The organism is Acinetobacter haemolyticus, from assembly GCF_003323815.1.
GTDB classification, from domain to species: Bacteria; Pseudomonadota; Gammaproteobacteria; order Pseudomonadales; family Moraxellaceae; genus Acinetobacter; species Acinetobacter haemolyticus.
This window is the reverse complement of record NZ_CP030880.1, coordinates 1,508,517-1,535,272: the sequence shown is the minus strand read 5'-3', so window position 1 is coordinate 1,535,272 and position 26,756 is coordinate 1,508,517. Positions and strand designations below refer to the sequence as shown.

24 protein-coding genes are annotated in these 26,756 nt (G+C 39.1%); 9 read left to right on the top strand and 15 right to left on the bottom strand.

Annotated elements, in window-relative coordinates; translation table 11 throughout:
- Positions 1-134: 134 nt before the first annotated feature.
- Both DS737_RS06965 and pepN read right to left on the bottom strand, forming a co-directional pair.
- Positions 135-1,514, bottom strand: coding sequence for an L-serine ammonia-lyase (locus DS737_RS06965; protein WP_005082666.1), 1,380 nt, complete (start codon positions 1,512-1,514; stop codon positions 135-137).
- Positions 1,515-1,646: 132 nt separating this feature from the next.
- A complete protein-coding gene (gene pepN / locus DS737_RS06960) occupies positions 1,647-4,253 on the bottom strand; it encodes an aminopeptidase N (RefSeq protein ID WP_005082664.1) in 2,607 nt (868 codons plus the stop codon).
- 416 nt (positions 4,254-4,669) lie between these two features.
- Between pepN and DS737_RS06955 the strand changes: the two genes are divergently transcribed.
- Complete coding sequence (locus DS737_RS06955; protein WP_004639454.1) at positions 4,670-4,927, top strand: hypothetical protein; 258 nt, start codon at positions 4,670-4,672, stop codon at positions 4,925-4,927.
- Positions 4,928-5,007: 80 nt separating this feature from the next.
- On the opposite strand, the gene DS737_RS06950 is transcribed toward DS737_RS06955, so the two are convergent.
- Both DS737_RS06950 and DS737_RS06945 read right to left on the bottom strand, forming a co-directional pair.
- Complete coding sequence (locus DS737_RS06950; RefSeq protein WP_004639455.1) at positions 5,008-5,481, bottom strand: DUF2147 domain-containing protein; 474 nt, start codon at positions 5,479-5,481, stop codon at positions 5,008-5,010.
- 160 nt (positions 5,482-5,641) lie between these two features.
- On the bottom strand, positions 5,642-6,118 hold the full coding sequence (locus tag DS737_RS06945; RefSeq protein ID WP_005090061.1) for a DUF2147 domain-containing protein: 477 nt from the start codon (positions 6,116-6,118) through the stop codon (positions 5,642-5,644).
- A gap of 265 nt (positions 6,119-6,383) precedes the next feature.
- On the opposite strand from DS737_RS06945, the gene DS737_RS06940 reads away from it, so the two are divergent.
- From DS737_RS06940 to DS737_RS06930, 4 genes are read left to right on the top strand one after another with little or no spacing between them, the layout of a single operon-like run.
- Entirely contained in the window at positions 6,384-7,544 is a 1,161-nt protein-coding gene (locus DS737_RS06940; protein ID WP_113997174.1) for a hypothetical protein, read from the top strand.
- Positions 7,545-7,562: 18 nt separating this feature from the next.
- Positions 7,563-8,378, top strand: coding sequence for a hydroxyethylthiazole kinase (thiM, locus tag DS737_RS06935; protein WP_005090060.1), 816 nt, complete (start codon positions 7,563-7,565; stop codon positions 8,376-8,378).
- A gap of 47 nt (positions 8,379-8,425) precedes the next feature.
- Positions 8,426-8,656 carry an AAA family ATPase gene (locus DS737_RS16260; RefSeq protein WP_228206855.1) on the top strand — a complete coding sequence of 77 codons (231 nt, stop codon included), beginning with the start codon at positions 8,426-8,428 and terminating at the stop codon, positions 8,654-8,656.
- A gap of 14 nt (positions 8,657-8,670) precedes the next feature.
- Entirely contained in the window at positions 8,671-9,156 is a 486-nt protein-coding gene (locus DS737_RS06930) for an AAA family ATPase (protein ID WP_228206854.1), read from the top strand.
- A 16-nt stretch (positions 9,157-9,172) separates the two neighbouring features.
- On the opposite strand, the gene DS737_RS06925 is transcribed toward DS737_RS06930, so the two are convergent.
- The 5 genes from DS737_RS06925 to DS737_RS06905 form a co-directional block, all read right to left on the bottom strand.
- The gene (locus DS737_RS06925; protein ID WP_005082657.1) at positions 9,173-9,946 is read right to left on the bottom strand and encodes a Rossmann-like and DUF2520 domain-containing protein; all 774 of its coding nucleotides are present in this window, start codon (positions 9,944-9,946) and stop codon (positions 9,173-9,175) included.
- 58 nt (positions 9,947-10,004) lie between these two features.
- Positions 10,005-10,571, bottom strand: coding sequence for a hypothetical protein (locus DS737_RS06920; RefSeq protein ID WP_017395270.1), 567 nt, complete (start codon positions 10,569-10,571; stop codon positions 10,005-10,007).
- 207 nt (positions 10,572-10,778) lie between these two features.
- On the bottom strand, positions 10,779-12,011 hold the full coding sequence (locus DS737_RS06915; protein ID WP_004639467.1) for a dihydroorotase: 1,233 nt from the start codon (positions 12,009-12,011) through the stop codon (positions 10,779-10,781).
- Between the two features lie 12 nt (positions 12,012-12,023).
- Complete coding sequence (locus tag DS737_RS06910; RefSeq protein ID WP_004639468.1) at positions 12,024-13,040, bottom strand: aspartate carbamoyltransferase catalytic subunit; 1,017 nt, start codon at positions 13,038-13,040, stop codon at positions 12,024-12,026.
- Positions 13,041-13,160: 120 nt separating this feature from the next.
- A complete protein-coding gene (locus tag DS737_RS06905) occupies positions 13,161-13,526 on the bottom strand; it encodes a hypothetical protein (protein ID WP_113997173.1) in 366 nt (121 codons plus the stop codon).
- Positions 13,527-13,790: 264 nt separating this feature from the next.
- Here DS737_RS06905 and rlmKL point away from each other — a divergent pair, with 264 nt between their 5' ends.
- Positions 13,791-15,998 carry a bifunctional 23S rRNA (guanine(2069)-N(7))-methyltransferase RlmK/23S rRNA (guanine(2445)-N(2))-methyltransferase RlmL gene (rlmKL, locus tag DS737_RS06900; protein ID WP_113997172.1) on the top strand — a complete coding sequence of 736 codons (2,208 nt, stop codon included), beginning with the start codon at positions 13,791-13,793 and terminating at the stop codon, positions 15,996-15,998.
- A 31-nt stretch (positions 15,999-16,029) separates the two neighbouring features.
- Here the strand turns inward: rlmKL and DS737_RS06895 are convergent, their stop codons facing one another.
- Together DS737_RS06895 and clpB are read right to left on the bottom strand one after the other, a co-directional pair.
- Positions 16,030-16,455: a hypothetical protein gene (locus DS737_RS06895; protein ID WP_004639475.1), complete on the bottom strand. Its 426-nt coding sequence runs from the start codon at positions 16,453-16,455 to the stop codon at positions 16,030-16,032.
- A gap of 169 nt (positions 16,456-16,624) precedes the next feature.
- Positions 16,625-19,204, bottom strand: coding sequence for an ATP-dependent chaperone ClpB (clpB, locus tag DS737_RS06890; protein WP_113997171.1), 2,580 nt, complete (start codon positions 19,202-19,204; stop codon positions 16,625-16,627).
- Between the two features lie 263 nt (positions 19,205-19,467).
- Here clpB and DS737_RS06885 point away from each other — a divergent pair, with 263 nt between their 5' ends.
- Positions 19,468-20,268 carry a peptidoglycan DD-metalloendopeptidase family protein gene (locus DS737_RS06885; RefSeq protein ID WP_162784538.1) on the top strand — a complete coding sequence of 267 codons (801 nt, stop codon included), beginning with the start codon at positions 19,468-19,470 and terminating at the stop codon, positions 20,266-20,268.
- A gap of 64 nt (positions 20,269-20,332) precedes the next feature.
- Here the strand turns inward: DS737_RS06885 and DS737_RS06880 are convergent, their stop codons facing one another.
- Complete coding sequence (locus DS737_RS06880) at positions 20,333-20,755, bottom strand: OsmC family protein (protein WP_005082647.1); 423 nt, start codon at positions 20,753-20,755, stop codon at positions 20,333-20,335.
- A gap of 146 nt (positions 20,756-20,901) precedes the next feature.
- Between DS737_RS06880 and crp the strand changes: the two genes are divergently transcribed.
- Positions 20,902-21,609 (top strand): cAMP-activated global transcriptional regulator CRP, encoded by a 708-nt coding sequence (gene crp, locus DS737_RS06875; protein WP_005082645.1) that lies wholly within the window; start codon positions 20,902-20,904, stop codon positions 21,607-21,609.
- Between the two features lie 202 nt (positions 21,610-21,811).
- Positions 21,812-22,591 (top strand): M48 family metallopeptidase, encoded by a 780-nt coding sequence (locus tag DS737_RS06870; protein ID WP_004639486.1) that lies wholly within the window; start codon positions 21,812-21,814, stop codon positions 22,589-22,591.
- Between the two features lie 55 nt (positions 22,592-22,646).
- Here the strand turns inward: DS737_RS06870 and DS737_RS06865 are convergent, their stop codons facing one another.
- From DS737_RS06865 to DS737_RS06855, 3 genes are read right to left on the bottom strand one after another with little or no spacing between them, the layout of a single operon-like run.
- Positions 22,647-24,377: an acetyl/propionyl/methylcrotonyl-CoA carboxylase subunit alpha gene (locus DS737_RS06865; RefSeq protein WP_113997169.1), complete on the bottom strand. Its 1,731-nt coding sequence runs from the start codon at positions 24,375-24,377 to the stop codon at positions 22,647-22,649.
- A complete protein-coding gene (locus tag DS737_RS06860) occupies positions 24,361-25,953 on the bottom strand; it encodes a 5-oxoprolinase subunit B/C family protein (protein ID WP_113997168.1) in 1,593 nt (530 codons plus the stop codon). Before DS737_RS06860 ends, DS737_RS06865 begins: the two co-directional genes overlap by 17 nt.
- Before the next feature lie 32 nt (positions 25,954-25,985).
- On the bottom strand, positions 25,986-26,747 hold the full coding sequence (locus DS737_RS06855) for a LamB/YcsF family protein (protein WP_113997167.1): 762 nt from the start codon (positions 26,745-26,747) through the stop codon (positions 25,986-25,988).
- Between the last annotated feature and the right edge of the window lie 9 nt (positions 26,748-26,756).

The window sequence follows — 26,756 nt, the reverse complement described above, 5'->3', positions numbered from 1 at the left end:
TGATTAATTCTCAATCATATTATTTATGACAATAATAATTGTCAAATAAAAAGGGATGTGAAACATCAACAGCTCCATCCATCCCCCTTTCATCATACCTCTTGGGTTACCCATTTATACAAGTGCAACTACTTTTAACACTCAATCGAATTGACTGCCAATCCACCTTTTGAGGTTTCCTTATACTTATCAGACATATCCTTGCCTGTTTCTTTCATGGTTTGAATGACTTTATCCAATGAAATAAAATGCTCACCATCCCCATGTAATGCCATCTGAGCTGCATTGATTGCCTTTACAGCAGCAATGGCATTTCTTTCAATACAAGGCACTTGTACCAAACCACCGACAGGGTCGCAGGTCAGCCCTAAGTTGTGTTCAAGCCCAATTTCAGCAGCATGTTCAACCTGTTCAGGCGTACCTTCTAAAATTTCAGCTAATCCCGCCGATGCCATAGCACATGCAGAACCCACTTCACCCTGACAGCCAACCTCAGCGCCAGAAATGGATGCATTCAATTTGCATAGAATACCTACTGCTGCGGCACTCAAGAAAAATCTCACAATGGTGTCTTCAGATTTATCTTTAGAAAAATTAACATAATAAGATAACACTGCTGGAATAATTCCAGCCGCACCATTCGTAGGTGCTGTGACCACTCGGCCACCTGCGGCATTTTCTTCATTAACAGCGAGCGCGTATAAATTCACCCATTCCATGGCGTTGAATGTTGTCGCAATCAAATTTTCATTTTCTTTTTTTAATAGGCGTTGATGAATATTCTTGGCACGTCGTTTCACATTCAAACCACCTGCCAAAACACCTTCATGTTGCAAACCACTTTGGATACAGTCTTGCATCACTTGCCAAATTTGCATAATTTTGGCACGAATTTCTGCTTCGCTGCGCCAGCTTTTTTCATTTTCTAACATCAAATGACTAACACTACATTGATGTGTTTTACAAAGTGCCAATAGCTCTTTGGCACTTTGAAATGGATAAGGCACAACAGTCTGATCTTCGACAAAACTCCCTTGATCAACCTGACTTTCGTCGATAATAAATCCACCACCTATCGAGTAATAAGTATTGGAATAAATGAGTTCTTCTGCATCATTTACTGCTATTATCTTCATCGCATTCGGATGATAAGGTAAAGCCTCATCAATAAAAACAATATCTTGATTTGGATCAAACTTTACCGCATGAGTACCATCCATCATAAGTATGCGAGATTGCAACACCTGATCTAGCTGTATTTGGCTATGAGGGATATCAATTGTTTCAGGATCATTACCCATCAAACCCAATATTGTCGCTCGATCTGTGCCATGTCCTATACCTGTAGATGACAATGAACCGTATAAAAAAATTTGTACTCTAGCAACCTTGTCTAAAACATCTTGAACTTTAAGTGATTGAGTAAAGCGATATGCTGCTCTCATTGGTGCAACCGTATGTGAACTCGAAGGTCCAACACCAATTTTAAAAAGATCAAATACGCTCAGCGCCATATATTATTGTCCTCTGCTATCCCTTCATGTTTTTATAATTTTTATTTAATGGGAAATTCCATAAAAAAAGAAAATCAAAAAGAATAACCACAACCGCACTATGACGATTGTGATTATAGAGAATTTTAACGCTTAAATGCTTAATAATGAATTCAAAGTTTCTGACACATTCTTCGATTTCACCTTTGGCTGCAATGCTTTTAACGCTTGTTGTACCTGACTACGCTGAGGCTCCATCAACGTATACCAACGAGAAAGCACCTGTAATAAACGTGAACCTAAAATTGGATTCTTTTCATCTAGATAGGCAGCTAACTCAATGAAATGATCCACACCAAAACTCCATGTATTTACAGGATTACTTGCTAAACCACCGCTCACAGAACGAATTCGGTTCGGTGTGCCTAAATCGTAATCGGCATGTTTGGTTAGATATTCAATGGTTTCTGCAGTCGCGCAAGGATGCGAAGCTTGGATCGTAAACCATTGGTCTAAAGACAAGGCTTCATCTTTGAAACGATTGTAGAAGTCATCTAATGCTAGTTGAGCCTGTGGTGCATCATTCCAAACTAGAACACGTAATGCTCCTAAACGTTCTGACATATTTCCTGTTTGCTGATATTGCGCATAAGCTAAATCAAAAACAGAATCATCACCTTGACGTGCCAACATACTCAACATGATATTTTTTAAAGCACGAACACCCATTGCCAAAGAAAATTCTTTTTGCATATCAGGGTCTAGAGATAAATATGTTTCTTTCCAAAATGAACCCAGTTCACGAGCCAGACGATCTAAAACTGCTTCGCGTTTTTCACGAATGAGTTCTGGCTCATAGTCTTGATCAATTCTGCTACCTAAATAATTTTCACTTGGGACATCAAATAATCGAGAAGCAAGTAATGGATCTTTATTGACTAAATCAGGCAGTGTATTTTTGATGGCATCAATATAAGTATCTGCCTTATGATCCTCTAATAAAATACGCTCTAATAATGTCTGCGTTGCTTGCCATTGATTAAAACCATTGGTCTCATGCTGAATCAAGAATGCAAGATCATCATTTGAGTAATCAAATGCCAAATTGACTGGCGCAGAAAAATTACGCAGTAATGAAACTACAGGTTGTTCAGTAATACCTGTAAATTCAATCGTTGCTTCATCTTGCTCAAACAAATACATGCCATCTTTTACATCATTTACAAATAGATCGGCACTGTGCAAGGTGTATTGCTCACCAGACTTTGCATTAAATAAGGCTAAAGCAATAGGAATAGGTACAGCTTTTAAATTCGGATATTTTGGATGTGCTTTTAGACTTTGCTTGAAACTCAAACGATAAGTTTGAGCCGTAGCATCATACGCACCATTGACTTCCAGCTTCGGTGTACCTGGTTGGTTATACCACGTCAGAAAGTTTGATAAATCAACACCTGAACCTGCGCTAAGCGCCGCAACCCAATCTTCAACTGTGACCGCTTGTCCATCATGACGCTTAAAATATTCATCCGTACCTTGACGATATTTATCTTTACCCAATAGCGTTGCCATCATACGGTTAATTTCTGCGCCCTTTTCATAAACCGTTGCCGTATAGAAGTTGTTAATTTCAACAAAATGGTCTGGACGTGGAGGATGTGACAAAGGACCTGCATCTTCAGGAAATTGATGAGATTTTAACACTGCCACATCATCAATACGTTGTACTGCTGCTGACTGTAAATCTTCAGAAAAAGACTGATCACGGAAAACTGTCAAACCTTCTTTTAAACAGAGTTGGAACCAATCACGACAAGTAATACGGTTGCCTGTCCAGTTATGGAAATACTCATGGGCAATGACTGACTGCACACGCATGATGGCAGCATCAGTCGTATACTCCTCATCAGCAAGCACACATGAGGTGTTGAAGATATTTAAACCTTTATTTTCCATCGCCCCCATGTTGAACTGACTCACAGCGACAATCATATAGTTGTCGAGATCATAGGGACGACCATAATGTTCTTCATCCCAACGCATCGAGTGCTTTAACGCTTCCATCGCAATATGACACTTAGGAATATCTTTTTCTACGGCATAAATCTCTAACGCAACGTCACGACCTTCAGAAGTTGTATAACGGTCTTTGAGTACAGCCAAGTCCCCAATCACACAAGCAAATAAATAGCTTGGTTTCTTAGTTGGATCTTGCCAAATCGCGAAATGGCGATTTTCATCGACCTCACCAGTTTCAAGCAAGTTACCATTTGCCAATAAAACAGGATATTTCTTATCGGCTTCAACACGTGTCGTAAATACAGATAAAACATCTGGACGATCTGGATAAAAGGTGATTTTACGGAAACCTTCAGGCTCGTTTTGGGTAACGTACAAATCTCCGGCCTTATAAAGACCTTCTAGCTGGGTATTTGATTCAGGATGAATAATCACTTGAATTTGTAAAATGATCTCATCTGGTGCATCAGTGATCACCAATTGTTCACTATCTAACTCATATTGATCAGAATTTAATGTCTGACCATTCAGTTGAATTGATTTTAACTCTAAATCACGACCTAGAAGAATCAAAGAACCAGCGCTTTGACGCTTCATTACGAGCGTTGAATCAACAATTGTATGATTCTCATATACTTGAATATCCAAGTGAATCGAATCAACCAAAAATGATGGTTTTTGATAGTCTTTTAAATAAATGGTTTGATCCGTTTGTACAGGAGGTTGCGCCGCGATATTCATCAGTATTCCTTATCTTTCATAATTTCATGTCAACGGTCTTGTTGGTAAGACTTCTGGTTGCGTCATCAATTTGCACAAATTATGCCGTTTGGTCTAAATATTTCGTATTAGAAAATTATTTAGTACATCTCAACCGATCATACGCCAACTATCAGAGCCTGTCTTTAATGCCAGACACGAGTTTAAGAATTTTATTGGGTTGAAATAATTCAATTTCAAATATATTCGCTTCAATTAGCCGATCATTTAGACAAAATTACAACATAGTTTTCTATTCTTAAATAAAAGTGACAGACCGAACTGCTTTTCATCGCTTAATTTACATTTTTTTTATTTGTTTTACATTTTGTGCACGGTTATTGCTTAATCAATTATGCCAATGTAGGTAAATAAAATAACAAGCGAGGGCTACGACTATGGAATTGAAAGCACACCTTTATCGTCTCGAAAACATTAAAGCAATCCATGATCTTGCGAAAGCTGGTATTGACCATCATGTGATTTCCGTTTTTCTAACAGCAGAGGGAATTGAACTGACGACATTAGAAGTAACCAATATCGTGAATACTTACGATGCCCTAGGAAAAGAGAAAGTACCGAGTAAAAAAGTACAAGCACTTATTGCCGCAAAAAAAATCGGACAGGAGGACGAAAACTTACCATGCCCTGTTTAACATTTAACTCAATAAAAAAACCTCAAATCAGCCTCTGATTTGAGGTTTTTTTAAACTAGAATTTCAAAGTATTTGGCAATTTACGGATTTCCGCTATTGGTGCGAATCCAAACAACCGTACGCCCAAGCGCAGATACCCCCATATAGCCACGCATTCGTAAACGTTTACCTTCGCCCGATACGACACCTTTACCTTTATAAATTCGACCACTGGTCGCCTCTAAAACTGTACCGTCAATATAGGCATTAGAATTATTCGGATCTTGTCTAAATCCAGACAATATTTCCAATCCAAGTAAAGGTTTATTGGTATGCGGTGCTGGGCATTTGGTACAGTTGGTCAAAGCGATACCATGTGCATTTGGATAGCGATAAACAATTTTCCCATTAAACCGCCCATCATCACCTTTTCGAATTTCGACAATGGAGAGTTGTTCACCTGTGCGCTCTTCAATACTTTTCCAGTATCCTTCGATCGATGCAGCAGAAGCTGTCGCCGTTAAAAATGCAATAGAAAGCCCCATGATTCCTTTCATGAATACATGATTCGACATCTTTATATTTTCCCCGTTAAAAAATTACTTAGTCATGTTTTATAGATTTAATATTAAAAAAATAGCATATTTATAGCGCAGTTACACTGTACGCCCCAGTACTTGACTCTATAAAATTTTTAACAATCAAATACGTACAGTGTAATTCATAAATTTTAATTTAAGGATTTGGACTATCAGTACGAATCCAGACTTGCGTACGTCCTAAGGCAGAAATTCCCATATAACCGCGCATCCGCATACGTTTACCATCTGCACTGAGTTGTGCTTTACCTTTGTAAATATTTCCTGTTTTTGGTTCAAGAACACGACCATCAATATACTGATTTGGATTTTGAGGATCTTGTTTCAAACCCCACGCGATTTGCAGACCTAAAATTGGTTTATTCTTAAATGGTTCAGGACATTTAACACAATTGGTCAACAACGTACCACCACCAGGCACAGGATATCGATAAACAATCGTACCTGTATAAGTTCCGTCAGTCTTTTTTTTCACTTCAACAATTGAAAGCTGTTCACCTGTACGGTCATCAATACTCTTCCAATAGCCTTCTGGTGTTGACGCAATCGTAAGTGTAGTTAATAAACCTAGAGAGATTCCCACGACTCCATTCATGAGGATTTTTTTTTGCATATTGGCTCCTTTATCCCTAGCAATCCTTTGGGCCTACATTTTTATTACAATGCATCAATATGGTCAATAAAAAAACATGTATATTTCACAGTTTTATTCTTTATAAATTTGAATTAAATCACATATTTAAACATTACCAAAACAAGGTTTACATTCACAATCAGCCACCTTAAAATTTAAACATCTAGACTCATTCTCAACGATTCTTTGCACCACTTCATGTGCCAGCAATGTATAATATATTTTTTCTAAGACGACTTAATCAATGGATTTACAGATTCTACAAAAACAGTTAGATGAAAGTAGCCATTGCCCATTGTGTCAAGCATCAATGTATTGGGTTGAAGCTGAACAATATACTCAAGAGCTACAATTTCACGAATGCAGTCACTGCCAACACCGCGTTTTTCAGCAAGAAAGTAAACTGAATTGCCATTGTGCTCAATGTACTGCTGCAAGAAAGAAACAAACACAACAAACTCGCCTACAAGAACAACGAAAATACAGTACCAAAGATGAAGTCATTTATAGCCTTAATCAGCTCAGTTTTTTACATAAATTATTTTTACTGAGTTTACTCGACCATTATGCGCGTGAAGATGTACAACATGATGAAACCATTCATTGGGAAAATATTAAATTCCATCATTTTACGCCCAACTATTTATTCCAAAACCATTTACTTCAAAGCTTGCTCAAACTCGGTGTTTTAAAACCACAAGATTCAGGTATTGAAACAGGACATTACTATTTAAATATTCGTTTAGATGGTTATTCAGATCCTAGTTTATATAGTGTTGCTCAACAATTACGTAACTGGTTCTATGAAAATCTTAGTTTAGGCATTCCCTTTAAAACAACTGACGAAGTAAAAGATGCAATGTATTTGGTTTTGTACCAAGAGATTGTTCAGTTTATGCAATTTTATTGCCGAACATGGGGGATTCAAATTGCAGGTAGTCGCCCTTTTCAAAGTTTTTGTTTTCGACTTATGGATAGTTTAGCCATCGGTCAGATCTATTATCTAATTCAAACAGCACTCGAATATTTGTACAAACAAAAAGCTTTACAGCCAAAAAATGATAAATTTATTAACACCAATTTATTAAAGAAAACATTGGAACAATACCGCGAACGTTCTGTGACTGAACGATGGGAAACTTCAACATTACCCAGACCACATAATATTCCTTTAAGTAAAATGAGTGAAATTTTACTGTTTAAATTTCTTGGCTACGATGAAAAGATCTTTATTCAACCAATTTGGAAATCATGGCGAAAAATAGAGCCTCGTTTAAATTTTTATTCGGTAAAACGCTGCATGTATTGTGGTTCTAATGACCTCGTGGTTGAGTACGATGCTACAGATTATGTTTCCCTCATTTGTCGTCAGTGCAAACATCAAGACCACTACTTCACCCGTTAAAGCTTCAGGATTCTTATCATGTCATCAAAACAACAATTGATTGATCAAGTCATTCAAGCTTGGCATGCGTTGCAACAAAAAACACCGTTGATTCAGTGTATGACCAACAGTGTTGCCAACAACTATGTCGCCAATATACTGCTGGCAGCTGGCGCATCTCCTGCGATGATTGATAATCCATATGAAGCCGAAGAGTTTACCAAAATTAGTGCTGCTTTAAGTATTAATGTTGGCACACCGACCACAGAACAAACCCAAGCGATGTTGATTTCTGCTCAAACGGCGCAACAGCATCAAATACCATGGGTTCTCGATCCAGTCGGCTACGGTCCAATCTTAAAATGGCGCAGTGAAACCGTAGATCAATTATTGCAATACCATCCAACGATCATTCGTGGAAATGCCTCAGAAATTAGTGCATTAGCAGGTAATCATGTTCAATCTAAAGGCGTAGACAGTACACTCAATAGCCAAGATGTTTATGAGCAAGCTCGGCGTTTATTGCAGCATACAGATTGTGTCGCCATTTCTGGTGTTTCTGATTATATTATTTCAAAGCAATTTGATATGGTGATTCAAGTCAATGGTGGCTGTCATCTACAACCGAAAATCACTGCTACTGGATGCGCGCTAGGTGCCTTAACAGCAGCTTATAGTGCGGTTGCTTCGCCCGCAATTGCCGCACTTGCTTCGCACTTACACTTTGCAATTGCTGGTAAACTTGCTTATGACCAAGCACAAACAGTCGGTAGTTTTAATATTATGTTTTTAGACTATCTACATATGTTAGATGATAATTTAATTCATCAATATTACAGTATCGAATGTCTATAATTCTTTATCCATAAATAAAGTGCTGCTTTGACTTAAATGATTGATTAATGAAACCTTTACTTACTAAAGTTGAATTACTAAATACCATCCCAGATGATTTTCCATTTCTTCATCTCTATCCACTTGAGTTTAGAAAAAATATCACTGTAATTACTGGTGAGAACGGCAGTGGAAAATCAACGATTTTAGAAGCTTTAGCTTTAAAATTCGGCTGCTCGGCTGCTCGGCTGAAGGAGGAACGGTCAATTTTAATTATAAGACTGAAGATACCCATTTAGACTATAGCTCACATTTGCGTATCCAAAAATCTCCACGTCGAATAAGAGATATCTTTTTTTATCGCTCTGAAACTTACTACAACTTTCTAACCGAAATGCGTCAACTCGATAATGCACCAAGTTTCGGACCACCCATTCGAAATTTCTACGGCGGGAAAGATTTACATACGCTATCACATGGTGAAGCAATGAAAGCACTTATTGATCACCGTTTTCGCGCCGAAGGTCTATATATTCTTGATGAGCCAGAATCCGCACTTTCAGTCAATAATCAAATTAACTTTGTGGAAAAAGTAATTCAACTGAGTAAGCAAGGTGCACAATTTATCATTGCAACACACTCACCTATTTTAATGCTGATGCCAGATATCCAATTGCTTCAATTAAATGAAAATAGCCTGCGCGAAGTGAATTTTACAGACACACATATCTATTATATGTATAAGGAAATTATCAACTCAAATGGTGATTTTTTAAATCAAATCATTGATATTGAATAGAGTTATTACCAATTCACTAATGATGGCGCTTGAAAATCCCATCACTCATTAATGTATAAATTCTTTCTAAATCAGTCCTCTCAGATTGCGCAAGCAATTGTTGATGCATTTTTAAAATATTTTGATCACCGCGCATTGCTGGACCTGTTTGCATAAGCTTGGGTTGATTAACAACAGCTTTACTGGCCGTTTCAGTTATCAAAGGATATAACAAGCTAAAATCGACCTGTTCAGCAGCAACGATTTGCTGCGCCATGTCATAGCAATAATTACTAAAATTGCATGCAAATACTGCCGCTAAATGCAGTGTTTGACGTTGTTTAGAACTATATTGATAGACTCTATTACTTAGGCTATTAGCAAGCCCTGTCAGTATTTCTAAATCGGCTTGTGTTGATGCTTCTACAAAAATTGGTGTTTCAATCCAATCGATATCGCGATCCAAACTAAAAGTTTGTAGTGGATAAAACACCCCTGTTCGCTGTGATGCTTGCTCTATCGTGATTAAGCTCGTACTGCCCGAAGTATGTACAATTAAACTCTGAGGTACGAGTGATGTAATTGAATTCATAATTTCAGCAATCACTTGATCACTGACAGCAATCACCACTAAATCGGTTCGTGAATCTAATTGCGCGAATTGATCAATTGCTTGAGCATTTACTTGAGAGGCTAGATTTTCCGCATTTGCTAAATCACGACTAAAAACCTGAACAATATGATGCTGCTGATGTAAAACTTTGGCTAAATGAGTAGCAACCCGACCAGCACCAATAAATGTAATACGCATAAACTCAATCTAAATATTGTTTGATTGGCAGCATGCCAAGAACCGCGATCTAAATCAATTATTTACTTATCTGATATAACCAAAGTAATGAGAAACTAGCAAAAACCAAAGCAAAGAAAGGAAAAGCTTTGGGTTGCTTTGAGTCTTGTGGTGTTACTGGTATGGTCAAAATAGGTGGCATCAAGTTTTTTTCTGTCGTTTGCCCCAAGCTCAAAACCTCAGGAGTCCAATTTGGTAGCAATGCATGTATAGATTCTTTATGATCACGAAGATAATAAATAATACTGATGGTATCATTGCCGATCTCATTTGAAAGGACCGCTAAACTCTTTGGAATGGCTCGATTTAAAGTTTTTTCCACTTCAGCAACCGAAACTCGCCCTGCAGCCAAACGTAACAATAATGCATTTTTTACCTGATTATTTTTTTCAAACAAATCATAAACCGAAGGCGTTAATTTTTCCTTTAATTGATCAACAAGATCAGGTTTAACTAAAAATTGAGACAAAAGAATTGGGTAAAATCTAGACAAGATATCATTTTTTTCATTTACCAAGCTGGTTTGATCATTGACGATCACCGCTGATACTTTTTGTTTAAGTAACTCCATTGGATTTGTAGACATTGTATTAACTCCAACAATTCAAATGACTTATATCTCTTTTTTATAATTTTATGCAAAGTAAATCTCATTTCATTGATACTTTAATCTATTTTTTATCGTTTTCATGGGTTTTTAAAAAATTCAATACAATATAAACATATCAGCTACAGACTGCGGAATAGAGCTTTAAGCCAAAACTCTATTCCACTCAACAACTTGGACTAAATCTTAGGCAAATGTATGAACAACCTTACCAGTAAGCTGTTGTCCCAATAATGGCGTATTTTTGCCTTGAGAAAGGATGCTCTCTTTTGATACCGTCCATTGTTGTTCTGGATCAAGCAACACCCATCCCGCCTCTTGCAACCAACGCTCACGCATATTAGCAACCTCAGCAGGAATGATGGTCACTTTTTCAACCCATTCCAAAGGCTCAAATACACCTTCTTGAATCAGTTGAACACCCAGAGCAACATAGGTATCAAATGCTGTAATTCCTGGTTGCGTTTCTTCAAATGGGGCGATTTTAGCAGAGCTGCTTAATGGTTCATGATGGGTACAAATCGCATCAATTACGCCTTCTTTTAAACCTTGGCGCAGTAATGCTTTGTCCTGTTCTGAACGCAAAGGTGGACGTACATGCGCTAATGAATTAAAGCCATCAATTAAATGTTCTGTTAAATGTAATTGATGCATAGCAACATCCGCTGTAACAGGCAAACCTTTGGCTTTTGCCATACGAATCAACTCAACTGACGCGCCACATGACAAGAGACCAAAATGAGCTTTCACCCCAGTGGCTTCAATCATCAAAAGATATTTAGCAATCGCAACTGTTTCTGCAATTGCAGGAATCATTGGTAAGCCTTGGCGTGATGCAATAAAGCCTTCATGCACACAGCCATCTTTCGCAATTTGAGCCTCTTCCGCATAAAACACAACTGTCAGACCCAAACCAGCAGCATATTCGAGTGTACGGATCACGACATCATCATTTTCAAAAGCGGCATTGGCATTGGAAACTGCGGTACAACCACCTTTTTTTAGACCAGCCATATTTGCAGGTTGTTTGCCATTCAAAGCTTGGGTTTGCGCACCGATAATTTGCATATAAATGCCACCATCCAACCATGCTTTTTCGATTAAACCATGAATCAAGGCGCCATTGTCTTGAACAATTGGCTTAGAATCTGGTGGAGTAATAACGTGAAGAATACCATTGGCACGAGCTGCTTTACCTTCAGATTTTAAGGTACCGTGTTGTTGTTGTCCTGGTTCACGTAGACGTGCACAAAGATCAACCATGGTCGGCATTAACCATTTACCCTGACCATTGATAACTTCATCAACATGCTCGACAGCATCGATTAACTTGCCGTTTTCGATATAAACCGTTTTGACTTGATCAGTTTTTTGAATTGGATCGAGCACACGGACATTTTCAATTTTTACAATACTCATGTGATCTATCCTTTACAGTGCAATCGCTTCAATTAAACCTTGTTCTTGTAACTGCCCTTGCATCGCAAGTGCAAGTACCGCCATTCGAACTGCAATACCATTGGTCACTTGTTTTAAAATCACCGATTGATCTCCATCAGCGACACTCGAATCTATCTCCACACCACGATTCATAGGGCCAGGATGCATCACGATACAATCAGGTTTAGCCAACGCTAAACGCTCTTTGTTTAAGCCATACATTTTATAAAATTCAGCTTGTGATGATAAGGCTGGCGAGTCAATGCGTTCATTTTGAATACGCAATGCGATAATCACATCACAGTCTTTCACGCCCTGATCCATTTTATTAAACAAACGAACATGTTCACCGTATTCATCAAAGCCCACTGGCAATAATGTATTCGGCGCAATCACACGAATATCCTTACAGCCGAGAGTTTGTAGTGCTGCAACATTTGATCGTGCGACACGTGAATGTTTAATATCACCAATAATGGCAACCGATAACGCTTCAAAAGGTTTTTTAGTTTCGCGACGAATGGTCAACATATCCAACATCGCTTGAGTTGGATGTGCGTGACGACCATCCCCAGCATTGATAATCGCAACATTGGGACAAACATCTTTGGCAATAAAATGCGCTGCACCAGATGACGAGTGGCGTACCACAAAAATATCAGCAGCCATCGCTTCCAAGTTCCAAAGTGTATCTCGTAAGGTTTCACCTTTGGATGTGCTGGAACGTGCAATATCGATATTCAAGACATTGGCAGACAAACGTTTTGCTGCTGCTTCAAATGTAGTGCGAGTACGAGTAGAGTTTTCAAAAAACAGATTCATTACCGTTAATCCCTCCAGTAAGGGACGGTTAATCAAATTATTATTTTCATCTAAAAAGCTTTGCGCAGTATCTAAAATTTTGGTCAGGCTTTCCTTGGAAAGACCCTCAATTGTTAAAAAGTGTTTTAAATTTCCTTGTTGATTCAATTGAACCTGACTCGGTTGATGCAGGGCTGCAATATGCATAATGGATTCCTATGGGTCGAATCACCAAAACTTGCATAGTGTAGCCCAATTCTTTTATTTTAGTAGCACAACTTTTCATCGATATGTTGCAATAAATTAGAGCTTTGCAACAAAATTCCGCTATCGTAATGCACCAATATAGTGATGATGCACTTGAGCCTGATAAATCTCTTCTTCTGTAACCTCTGTTGAATAGAGCTCTGACACCTCTGGCTGTTCGACTTTTTCGATTTTTGCTGCTTTCTCTACACTGTTTTCAGGCAACAAATCAATTAATGAACTTAAGCGAGCAACATATCGCTCTAATTCCTGATCTTCAGTTGCCAAAGCAAGGTCTGCAATATGTCGAGCGTAATCTTTATTATGCACTAAATACATCACATCAATAACTCGACCTGATACACGTCGCATACGAACATACATTTGAGTTGCGATCGCAAAAGCATCTGCATTGACAACCACATCATTATTCAGATTATCTTTCATAATTCCCCCACTAAATTTCTTTAATTTCATCAACTTTAAGAAAAATAATTTTCTGATGAACAATGTTACTGTTAGCAAAATATGTACCAACTATTAAAATTATTATCCAAAATGCTTTTCTAACTGATAGCTCGCTCAGCTATCAGATATTCAAAAAAGTCGTTAATCGATGATAAAGCTGACAATCAAACAAATAAGCACCGACAGAATTGATAAAAATCAGTTAAAATAGCCGATTGCTGAACTGCTTTTTTGGAAATGTGCATGAATTCTACACAACGTCTGACAAACTATTGGGTGACCTGTGCGGATGGACTTGAAACCTTATTACAACAAGAATTGGAAAATTTAGGGATTCAAAACATTCAACGCTTCGCTGGACGTTTGGTATTTAAAGGCACACTTGAAAATGCATACCGTATTTGCATGTGGTCACGTCTTGCTTCTCGCGTACTTTTACCGATTCATACTCATGAGCTTGAACATACCCATGACGCACGTGATGTGGCTGAAGAACTTTATGAAGGTGCGATCAGCTTTGATTGGTCGCTTATCTTTGCGCCACAAAGCACATTTGCAGTACGCCTACATGTCGAACGTGAAATTAAGGTCAATACTCAATTCGCAACCTTACGTGTTAAAGATGGTGTTGTCGATTCATTTATGGAAGCTGTGGGTAAACGACCAAGCATTGATATTAAACAACCAGAAATTACGCTCTATGTTTTGGCTGGTAAGACAGAACACACTTACTGCTTAGATTTATCTGGCGATTCACTGCATAAACGTGGCTATCGTCGCTTCATGACCGATGCTCCTATTAAAGAAAATCTTGCAGCAGCAATTTTACAAAAAGCAGAATTAGCCGAATATCAACCCGATATTATCCTTGATCCTATGTGTGGTTCGGGTACATTTATCATCGAAGCCCTGATGATATTGACTGATCGCGCTCCAGGTCTAGTTAGACGTTTCGGTTTTAACGGTTGGCATGGACATGACCGTGAGCTTTGGTTATCACTAAAAGCAGAGGCTGCGGAACGCCATGAAAAGGCATTAGAACGCTCCTTACCAAAACTATATGCTTATGATGCTGACTGGGAAGCTGTTAAAGCCACTCGTCAAAACATCATCGCTGCTGGTTTTGAAAAACTACTCGATCAAATCCAAATTGAAGAACGTACTTTAGCGGATTGGGACAACTTCCATGCTGAAGGAAAAAAAGCCTTTATTGTAACTAACCCACCGTATGGTGAGCGTTTAGGCGATAAAGCATCTAACCGTTCTTTATATCTTGGTTTATCAGCGCTATTACAAAAGAATTTCCCAAATCAACGTGCAGCCATTATTGCCGCACAAGTTGAACAAGCTGATGTACTGGCTTTTCTTGAGCCTCAAACACTCCGCTTAATGAATGGTAAATTACCGATTTATGTGCGATTTGGTACGGTGAAGCCAGCCACAGTCACACAGCCATTTTTAGCAACATGGCAACCACAACAATTTGAAAAAATTGAAGGTGCAGAAGACTTTACCAACCGCTTGCAAAAGAACATGCAGAACCTAAAAAAATGGGCTGTAAAAGAAAATGTTTACTGCTTGCGTTTATATGATGCAGACTTGCCAGACTTCAATGTTGCAGTTGATCTGTATGGCGATCGATTGCATGTACAAGAATATGCTCCACCTAAAAGTATTGATCCAGAAAAAGCAAAAAAACGTTTTAATTTAGCCCTTGCTGCGATACGTGCTGTGACAGGCTTAGGTCGCGATGCAATCTTTATTAAAACTCGTGCACGACAAGCTGGATCAAACCAATATACAAAGCAAAGTACCGCATCTAAACGCTTTATTGTTCAAGAAGGCAATGCTCGTATCTTGGTTAACTTGACCGATTACTTAGACACAGGTTTATTCTTAGATCATCGCCAAATGCGTTTGAGAATTGCTAAAGAAGCTCGTGGAAAGCATTTCCTCAATCTTTATAGCTACACCTCAACAGCAAGTTTACATGCTGCTTTGGGCGGTGCAGCGAGTACAACTAGTGTAGATTTATCTAATACCTACCTGAGCTGGTCTAAAGAAAACTTTGTGCTGAATGGTTTAACTGTAGATCACGCTGATGAACAGCATATGTTCTTTGCAAGCGATTGTTTTGAATGGTTAAAAGAAGGACATGAGCAATACGATTTAATCTTTATTGATCCTCCAACGTTCTCAAACTCGAAAAAGTTTTATGGAACCTTTGACGTTCAACGTGACCATGTATCGCTGATTAAACGTGCAATGAACCGCTTAACCAGCGATGGAACGTTGTATTTCTCCAATAACTATCGTGGTTTTGAATTGGATGAAGAAATCGAAGCCATGTATGACATTGAAGAAATAACAAATGAAACCATTGGTTTAGATTTTAAACGAAATCATAAGATCCACAGAGCGTGGAAAATTATGCATCCCTCAATAAAATAAATGATCAAGTCGTTAACATTTCAGATCACGATTACTTTACAGTAATCGTGATTTCACCATGTATATTCGTCGATTCAAACTCATAGACCATAAATCGATCAGGAGACTCTTTATGTGGTTTCAAGGTTGCCCTCTTTTTATCACGGCTATCTGAAACCGTATTTTTCTTTTGTTCTTCGTAAGGTGATAGTGAACCATCTTCCAGCATACTGATCCTCACTTCACGTAAGAAACGATCACTTAACGCACGTTGAATACGCCAACGCTCTTGCTCAGGTTGCAAAGCATCTTGGTTGGCTTTGAAAATAATATTCGGCAAGGTACTCGTTGCCAATCCTGTTTGTAGTGCTAAGGTTGATTCTGGCATCGGTTGAGCACTCCACCCAAATGAAGAAGGCAAAATACCCATGCACAAAATTACACAAATACCTGCGTAATAATGTTGCTTGTTTTTCATTGCAATTCATCCTGAATCTTTTTCTTATTTGTTCTGAAACTATCAAGTTTTTCATCAAGCTGCAATCTTATTCAGCATATTCCTAAAAAAAACTGATCAATAGCATATAAACAAAAAAAGATGGCAATTTTCATCACCATCTTTTTGTTCAATTGATAAAATTTTAAGCTTAACTCAGTTTGACCTTATCAAATACAAGCTGACTATTTTCACCTTTAATCAAGATGTTATCACCTGCTTGAAACTCGCCAGATAAAATTTTCTGAGCTAAATTATTTTCTACCTGTTGTTGGATTGCTCGTTTCAATGGACGAGCACCATAAACAGGATCAAAACCAGCATCTATCAATAGGTCAAATGCAGTATCGTCCACAGTTAATCGCATGTCGCGCTCGGCCAAACGTGAACGTAAACGATCCAACTGAATATCGGCAATGCCGCGGATCTGAGCTTTTTTCAGTGAATGGAAAATCACCAGCTCATCAATACGGTTGATAAACTCTGGGCGGAAATGTTGGCTTACAGCACTCATCACCACAGCTCGAACCTCATCATCTGTCGCCGTTTCACCTAATTCACGTACATCTTGTGAACCGAGATTGGAGGTCATCACAATCACTGTATTTTTGAAGTCCACCACACGACCTTGTGAATCTGTTAAGCGACCATCATCCAATACTTGCAGCAAGATATTGAACACGTCAGGATGTGCTTTTTCTACCTCATCAAACAACACCACACTATATGGTTTACGGCGAATGGCTTCAGTTAAAACACCACCTTCTTCATAACCCACATAGCCTGGAGGAGCACCAACCAAACGACTGACAGAGTGTTTTTCCATAAATTCGGACATATCAATTCGAATCATGGCATCATCACTATCAAACAAGAAGTTTGCTAGCGCTTTGGTTAACTCGGTTTTACCCACACCTGTTGGACCAAGGAATAAGAAAGAACCACTAGGGCGATTCGGGTCTGATAGACCTGCACGTGAGCGACGTACTGCATTGGAAACAGCCACCACAGCCTCATCTTGACCAACCACACGGTTATGTAAAAATGATTCCATATGGAGAAGTTTTTCACGTTCACCTTGCAACATTTTCGCTACTGGAATACCTGTTGCCGCACTTACGACTTCCGCAATTTCGTTCTCAGTCACTTTGGTACGAATAAGTTTTGGTTCTTCGTTTTCCTCAGCAATCTCAGCCTGCTCTAGTCGTTTCTGCAACTCTGGAATCACACCATATTGCAAGCGTGCTGCTTCAGCTAAGTCACCTTCACGTTTTGCTTTTTCTAAAGCAACTCGAGCTTGGTCCAATTCTACTTGCGCTTTCTTATCACCTTCAACCAGTGTTTTTTCAGCTTTCCAAATCTCTTCAAGATCATTGTACTCTTTTTGCTTTTCAGCAATTTGCTGTTCAAGATGGTTGACTTCAGCTTTACTACCTTCATCTTGATCTTTTTTCACGGCTTCCAATTGCATTTTCAACTGGATTAAACGACGATCAAGTTTATCTAAAGCTTCAGGCTTTGAATCAATCTCCATTTTGATACGCGATGCTGCTTCGTCAATTAAATCAATCGCCTTATCTGGTAATTGACGATCAGTAATATAACGATGCGACATTTTCGCTGCAGCAATAATCGCAGAGTCTAAAATTTGCACGCCATGGTGAGTTGCATACTTCTCTTTTAGACCACGTAAAATCGCAATGGTATCCTCAACACTTGGTTCATCCACCAATACTTTTTGGAAGCGACGTTCAAGTGCAGCATCCTTCTCAATATATTGACGATATTCATCTAAAGTCGTTGCACCTACACAGCGTAACTCACCGCGTGCCAAAGCAGGTTTTAACATATTCCCTGCATCCATTGCGCCATCACCCTTTCCAGCACCCACGAGTGTATGTAGCTCATCGATAAACAGGATGATTTCACCTTCATGTTTAGCTAGGTCTTTAAGTACTGCTTTTAAACGCTCTTCGAATTCACCACGGTATTTTGCACCAGCAAGGAGAGAACCCAAATCCAGTGAAAGGACACGTTTATTCTTCAATCCTTCTGGCACTTCGCCATTTACGATACGTTGGGCTAAACCTTCAACAATTGCAGTTTTACCTACCCCCGGTTCACCAATCAATACAGGATTATTTTTGGTACGGCGAGATAACACCTGAATCGTACGGCGAATTTCATCGTCACGACCAATCACAGGATCAAGTTTGCCCGCTAATGCTCGTTCAGTTAAATCAATGGTGTATTTATTCAGTGAGTCCCGTTGATCTTCGTGATTATTGCTCATGACTTTGTCATTTCCTCTAATATTTTCAATAACTTTACGCAAGCTTTCTGAGGTTACACCGACACTATTGAGGATCGTCTTGGTTTCTCCTGTCTCAGCTAAACCAAGTAACACCCAATCGGTTGATAAGAACTCATCACCTGCTTTTTGAGCATAGCGATCAGCTAGATTTAATGCCTTTACCGCTTCAGGATTTAGATTAATATCACCCGTTGGATTTGCCAGTGTCGGTGCATTTTGTATAGCTTGCTCAAGTTTTTGCTTTAATTCTGGCAAACGAGCGCCCGCCTGTTGCAGCAAACTTAAATTGGCTGGCTCTTCTAATAAAGTTGTCAAGATATGAATCCCTGCGATAGCAGTATGATCCTTACCCATTGCCAAAGATTGTGCATCTGAGAGCGCTTGCTGTAAGCGGTTTGTAAATTTTTCAAAACGCATTCTTGTTATTCCTCACAACAAATTTTTAACTTATCACTTAGATGGGAACGTTTTTTAAAATTTCAAATAAAATTTATATATTTTTCAATATTTTATTAAAACAACAATGAATAAAACTCAGTCATAATATGGGTCTATAAACAATCTATTTCAAGTATATTTTGTTTAATTTTTCGATCTATCGCATTTTGAACAAAATCCTTATTGTGATTCTTAATCCGACGTTTTAGCTTAACACTTTACTTGAATCAAAAATGGCTCTCATGTATTTAAAAACAATATTGCTTGGCGCAGCTTGTCTTGTCTCTACTCATTCGGCATATGCACAACTTCCACAAGATTCTCGTCGCGCTGGTGGAGTTGCTGTTATTCCTTTAACGGCAGAAACTACAGAAGTCTTTTATCAACAAAAGCCTGTGTTAATCACGCAAGAAGGTACACAACGTTATGCTGTGCTAGGTATCCCTCTTTCTACACCTGTTGGTCAATTACAGCTCACCACAAACAGCAAACCGATTCAAATCGAAATCCGACCTTATACATATGCTGAACAACGGCTTACCATTAAAAATCAAGACTATGTCAACCCTAGTCAAGCACAGTTAGATCGTTATGCTCAGGAAGCTAAAGAGCAGAATAGCGTTTATGAGTCATTTACAACCAGTACATGGAAAAGCATACCAAATTTTATTCGACCAACAGCTGGGAAATTCAGTAACTCTTTCGGTCGCAAGCGATTCTTTAATGGCGAAGAACGTGCACCTCACTCTGGTTTAGATATTCCGGCACCAGTTGGACAAAAAGTGGTAGCACCTGCTGATGGTATTGTTGTTCAGACTGGTGATTATTTTTTTAATGGAAGAACCGTACTGATTGATCATGGTCAAGGTTTAATCAGCATGTTCTGTCACCTTAGTAAAATTAATGTAGAAAAAGGGCAATCTATTCGCCAAGGTGAGGTACTCGGCTTAGTGGGTAAAACTGGGCGAGTCACAGGTGCACATTTGCATTGGGGAATGAGTCTTAACAATGCACGTGTTGATCCTCAGTTGTTTCTAAAATAAAACCTAAAAAAAAGTGATCTATGTTAAATAGATCACCTTTTAGATAAACTTAATAGTTTTCCGTCTATTCTGCTTCAACAATTTCAAAATCATGTGTAATTTCTACACCACCATCAGACAACATTTTACTTGCTGAACAATATTTTTCTGCTGATAATTCCACGGCTTTTTCGACTTGCTTGGTTTTCACCGCTTTCCCTGTGACCACAAAGTGTAAGTGGATTTTGGTGAATACTGCTGGAATTGTGTCTGCCCTCTCAGCTTTTAGCTGACATATGACCCCTGTCACATCTTGGCGAGATTTCTTTAATATAGTCACAATATCAAACGAAGCACACCCACCAAGTCCCATTAAAATCAACTCCATAGGACGTGGGCCACGGTTTTCACCACCATATTCAGCAGAACCATCCATCACTAAACTGTGACCACTTTCTGATTTCGCCTCAAAAGCAACATTCTCTAACCAATGTACACTTGTTTGCATTGCAACTACCCGAAAAACGTTATAAATTTACTCTGTTCTTGTACACTAACATAAAATGAGTTGATAAGGAATTTCATCTCTTCTGTGTAGAAAAAGCTCAAACGAGCCTGTGCGATCGGTTTCATCCAAATTCGGAAATTTTAAGCATGACTTCAAATTTTTCACATCTTAGCACTGATGCTTTGTCTCCAGGCCAACTACCTGAATCAGTAAAAGCTTTGCTAAAACGTGCTCATATTAACAGATACCCTAAACGCACCACGATTGTTGACGCTGGAACGGAATCAAGATCACTGTATTTAATTTTAAAAGGTTCAGTATCAATTATTTTACGTGAAGATGATGAACGTGAAATCGTTGTTGCTTATTTGAACCCTGGGGATTTCTTTGGTGAGATGGGTCTTTTTGAAAAGAACCCTCAACGTACTGCTGAAGTACGCACTCGAGATGTATGCGAAATTGCAGAGATTTCTTATGACAATTTCCATGAATTAAGTAAACAGTATCCTGATTTAAGTTACGCAGTATTTGCTCAACTGGTGCGTCGTCTTAAAAACACAACTCGTAAAGTAACTGACCTTGCCTTTATCGACGTTTCAGGTCGTATTGCACGTTGCTTAATCGACTTATCTGCTCAACCAGAGGCAATGATTTTACCGAATGGTCGTCAGATTCGTATCACTCGTCAAGAGATTGGTCGTATTGTCGGTTGCTCTCGTGAAATGGTTGGTCGTGTCCTCAAAACACTTGAAGACCAAGGCATGATCCAAACTGATGGTAAAGCAATTTTAATTTTTGATGCGTCTTTAGAGGAAAATACCTTTCCTGAAGATGAATATGATGATGAAGATTGATTAATTTAGATCACCGTCATATAAAAAGCCAGTGTTCACACTGGCTTTATTTTTTGAATAAAAAGAACAAAATCAATAGGCTTTTGATTACATAATTACTATGATTATAGAGATAATCAGAATGTAAAGAATGGTCAACTTTTTTTATAATTCGGCTTAAGTATATTGATATTGATAAGATACTGATTTGGAGAGAATAAGTATGAAGAAGTTCGCTTTAAGCCTTTGTGCAATCACTGTGATGACCATTTCTGGCTGCGCATCGTTTGCTGAAATGGCTGGTGCCGATACTGCAACCCTCAATGCACAATCAGCACAGGGCTTTGCACAAATGACTCAAGAAGCCCGTGCAAAAAATCAACTTGATACAAGTTCTGCAACTTACCAACGAATCAACACGGTATTTAATCGTCTAAAACCGCATGCAGATAAACTTAACCAAACAGGTCAACGTTTTGACTGGCAGCTCGCTGTATTGAAATCAGATACCGTCAATGCTTATGTCGCTCCAGGTGGTAAAGTCGTCTTCTATACAGGCATTGTAAATAAGCTTAATCTCACCAATGATGAAATTGCTGCAATCATGGGCCATGAGATGACGCATGCTTTAGAAGAACATGCGAAAAGTAAAATTGGCGCTCAAGCATTAACTAACTTAGCAATTGGTATTGGTACCTCTTATGCAGGTGCAAACATTGGTGAAGCGGGTAATGCAGCAATCAATCTAGGCAGCCAAATTGGTATCGGCTTACCTTACTCTCGTAACCTAGAAAGTCGTGCTGACTACGGCGGTTTAATGCTGATGGCTCAAGCAGGCTACAATCCAAATGCAGCCATTACTTTATGGGAAAAAATGAACCGCTTAGATGGCAAGAGTGGTTCTGCTTTCTTATCCACTCACCCATCAAATACACAACGTATTGCAGATATGCGTAAGAACTTACCTGCTGCAATGGCGATTTATAATAACAGCCGTCGTTAATCTGTATACAGCCATTAAATCTCAAGTAGATTTAATGGCTTACATAATTCACTTGCTATCCTTCTATTCTCGCAATTTCCTCATCTGCATTTATGGTCAAATTTATACCTCTTAGATGCTGAATCCTTCCTGTGCAGTGAGCAATTACAGGAACCTCCATTTTCATCGCCTCCATCATGGCAATCACATCACCTTGTTGCACTTGATCATTCTCTTTAATTTTCCAAGCACTGATGACACCATTGATCGGTGCAAGTACAGCTTTTTCGTTTTTAGAAACTTGTTTAACATTGTTATGGACATCTGGGCTGTGCTTGTTCTCCATTTGAAAGAACGCTAAAGGCAACCCAATCTCATGCAGTTTACCGTCAATCTCAATATGATAGCGCTGCAATGTCATTTGATCTGATCTTTGACTGCGAGGCTGTACTGCAAAATAATGTGAACAATCCTGCTCAATCCAACGCGTATGAATTTTAAACTCATCCACAAAATCAGGTTCAGTTAAAATCGCCTGATGGAATGGCAATACAGAAGCAATCCCTTCTAATTTAAAATGAGCAAGCGCTCTCTTAGCACGTTGAATCGCTATTTCCCGCGTAGCTCCAGTCACAATCAATTTTGCCATCAAAGAATCAAAATGGCTGGACACCAGACTTCCATTTCCTACACCTCGATCTAAACGGATACCGATTCCGGATGGTGGATCGAACTGAGTGATTTGACCAAACGCAGGTATAAAACCACGTGCAGGGTCTTCTGCATTAATTCTAAACTCAATTGCATGCCCCTGAGGCTCAGGAGTTGTCTGAATCGAAAGTGGCTGACCCAAGGCGATTCTGATTTGCTCTACAACCAAATCGATGCCTGTAGTTTGTTCTGTCACAGGATGTTCAACCTGTAATCGTGTATTCACTTCAAGAAACGAAAGTTTGTTATCTTGACTCAATAAATATTCAACTGTTCCTGCACCCACATATTTTGCCATTCGACAGATATTGACTGACGACTGAATGATTTGCTGATAAATTTGTTCACTGATAAAAGGTGCAGGTGCTTCTTCGACTAACTTTTGATTACGACGCTGTAAAGAACAATCACGAGTACCAACGACCACCACTTGACCATGTTGATCAGCAATGATTTGTGCTTCGATATGTCTAGGTTTTTCTAAATACTGCTCTACAAAGCATTCACCTCGCCCAAATGCAGCTTGCGCTTCGCGTACCGCAGACTCATATAAATGAGCAACTTCATCTAACCGCCAAGCCACCTTTAAACCACGCCCTCCACCACCATGAGCAGCTTTGATTGCGATCGGTAATCCATATTGCTGAGCAAAATTGACTGCTTCAGCCGCAGAGTTAAGCGGTTGTTCCGTCCCATAAACTAAAGGTGCACCAACAGATTGAGCAATTTTACGTGCTTGTATTTTATCTCCTAGTTTCTCAATACTTTCTGGCGATGGTCCAATCCAGATCAATCCAGCATCAATGACAGCTTGAGCAAAATCCGCACGCTCCGACAGAAAACCATATCCTGGATGGATCATCGTTACCTGTGCCTGTCGCGCAATCGATAAAATTTTATCAATGTCTAAGTAGGTTTCTTTGGCAGTCACCCCCGACAGCGCCCATGCTTCATCCGCATATTGGACATATAAACTATCAATATCATCATCTGCATACACTGCAACTGAACGAATATCCAAATCTTGACAAGCTTGAATAATACGAACCGCAATTTCCCCACGATTAGCGATTAAAAGTTTATGCTGTGTATTCATGTGATGCGATATCCATAAAATCTAAAATTTTTCTAAATTGAATGAAACACCCTGCTGCAAGTTGAGCAATCAGCCCCAGATGATACGGTGCTACCGCGGCAATCACTGGATACCCCCCTGTTAATGGATGGTCATTCATAAACAAAACTGGTTGACCATTTGCTGGAACTTGAATTGCACCCGTACAACATCCTTCACTAGGTAACTCTTGGTTTATTTGTCGTTGTAGCGGCTGCTCTCCCAATAGTCTTAGACCAATTCGATTACTTTCTGTGGTGACTAACCAAGCTTGACTAAATAATAGATCCACACTCTGTGGATTAAACCAATCCACTCGAGGTCCGAGTATGACATCAACCACAACCGTCTCACCCTTGCTTGGTAAAGTAATAGCCGATTGATCTAAGTTTACAGCTTGTGTTTTTAATTGATCAGCATAAATTTGATCACCAACTTTAATCGGTAATGGTCCCAACTCAGCCAAAACATCATAACTTGCACTTTCTAGCACACGCTCAACAGCAAACCCACCACGAATAGCCAAATAGTTACGAAGTCCTGCTTGAGGTGGCGAGATATAAATTTCATCACCAGCGTCTAAAGCAATCGGCTGGTATAATGACTCTTGAACTTTGTTCGAGTTCGCATAAGTTATCCAAAGCGCTGCTGCTGCACCTGTCACTGCAATCACTGTTGATTGCAATACTTTCAATCGCAATCCACCATTCAATATTTCAAAGACAGCCGCATCAGAAGGGTTGCCTACAATTAGATTCGCACTTTTAAAAGCACGATCATCCATCGCCCCTGCTCGTCCTATACCCAGTTTGGACATATTTCTACGCCCATCATCTTGCACTAAGACTTGTAAACCGACATTTTTAACTTCGAATACTGCTGATTTTTCATTCCTTTTTGGAATAGAAATGGGTATATCGGGGACAGAAATCTGTGTTGGATGATTGCGAACATCTTTAAAAATGACCTGATCACTGGGTAACAATAAAGCAGGTTGAGCACGATGAATATCCCACATTTTTTCATCTGTTTGACCAATCAGTTGCCAGCCTCCAGGGCTATCTTTTGGATAAACACCACTATATTCACCCGCTAAACCCACAGATCCAGCCCGAATCTTCTTTCGTGGCGAGGCCAAACGCGGGATACTGGTGAATGGATGATCAGGACTGACCAAATACGCAAAACCTGGGGCAAAACCAATAAATGCAACCTGCCAATGACTGTGAGTATGCTTATAGATAACCTCATCAACACTGATTCCCAAATACTCAGCAACATGGGTTAAATCAGCGCCTTGATAATCAACCTGTAGAACAACTTCTTTGCCTGTATTGAAAAAGTTTTGTTTTATTTTTTGCGCTGAAATCCACTGGATTAATTTTTTTACATCAATACACAAACAATCAAAATAAACCAATATCGTTCGGGCTGCGGGTATCATTTCCTGAATATAAGGATGCTGGCTATGTTGTAAAAAATGATACGTTGCAATTGTTTCTTCTAAACTAGGAAATTCAATTAACACACAATCCAAATTAACTGATAAAAACCGCATCTCATCACTCTTTTTATTATGGTCAAAAAGGCTTAACCCACAAAATTACGTATTTGAATATGCTGTGCTAACAGTGTTTGTCGAATCTCTTGTGCCATTTGTACAGCACCCATCGTATCGCCATGCACACATATGGTATCGGCTTGAATCTTGGTGAACTCGCCTTCAATCGATTCCACTCCACCTTTTAACACCATATCTAATACCCGCTGTGCAACCAGCCCAGTATCATGAATCACAGCATTGTCTAGACGACGAGAGACCAAAGTACCATTGCTGTGATAAGCACGATCCGCAAACGCTTCTGAAACCACCGCTAAACCTTGCTTACGGGCAAAGGGAATCAACGATGATCCAGCTAACCCAACCAACACGAGACTGGCGTCATATTGTTGAATCGCATCAATCACCGCTTGGGCTTGTTCTAAATCTGTAGCGATGGTGTTATATAACGCCCCATGTGGCTTTACATACTTAACGCATGTTCCCGCAACCTGAGCCAAACCTTGTAAAGCTGAAATCTGATACAACACATCTGCAAATAATTCATCATAAGACAAATCCATGTTTCGGCGGCCAAAGCCAACCAAATCAGGATAAGAAACATGTGCACCAACAGCGACGTTGCGTTGAGCTGCTTGTTTTAACGTTTTTAAAATATTCTGTGGATCACCAGCATGAAAACCACAGGCAATGTTAGCACTACTGACCACAGAAAGGATTTGATCATCATTGCCCATTTTCCATGCACCATAGCTTTCACCTAAGTCGCTATTTAAATCAATCTGAATCATGGTCTTATA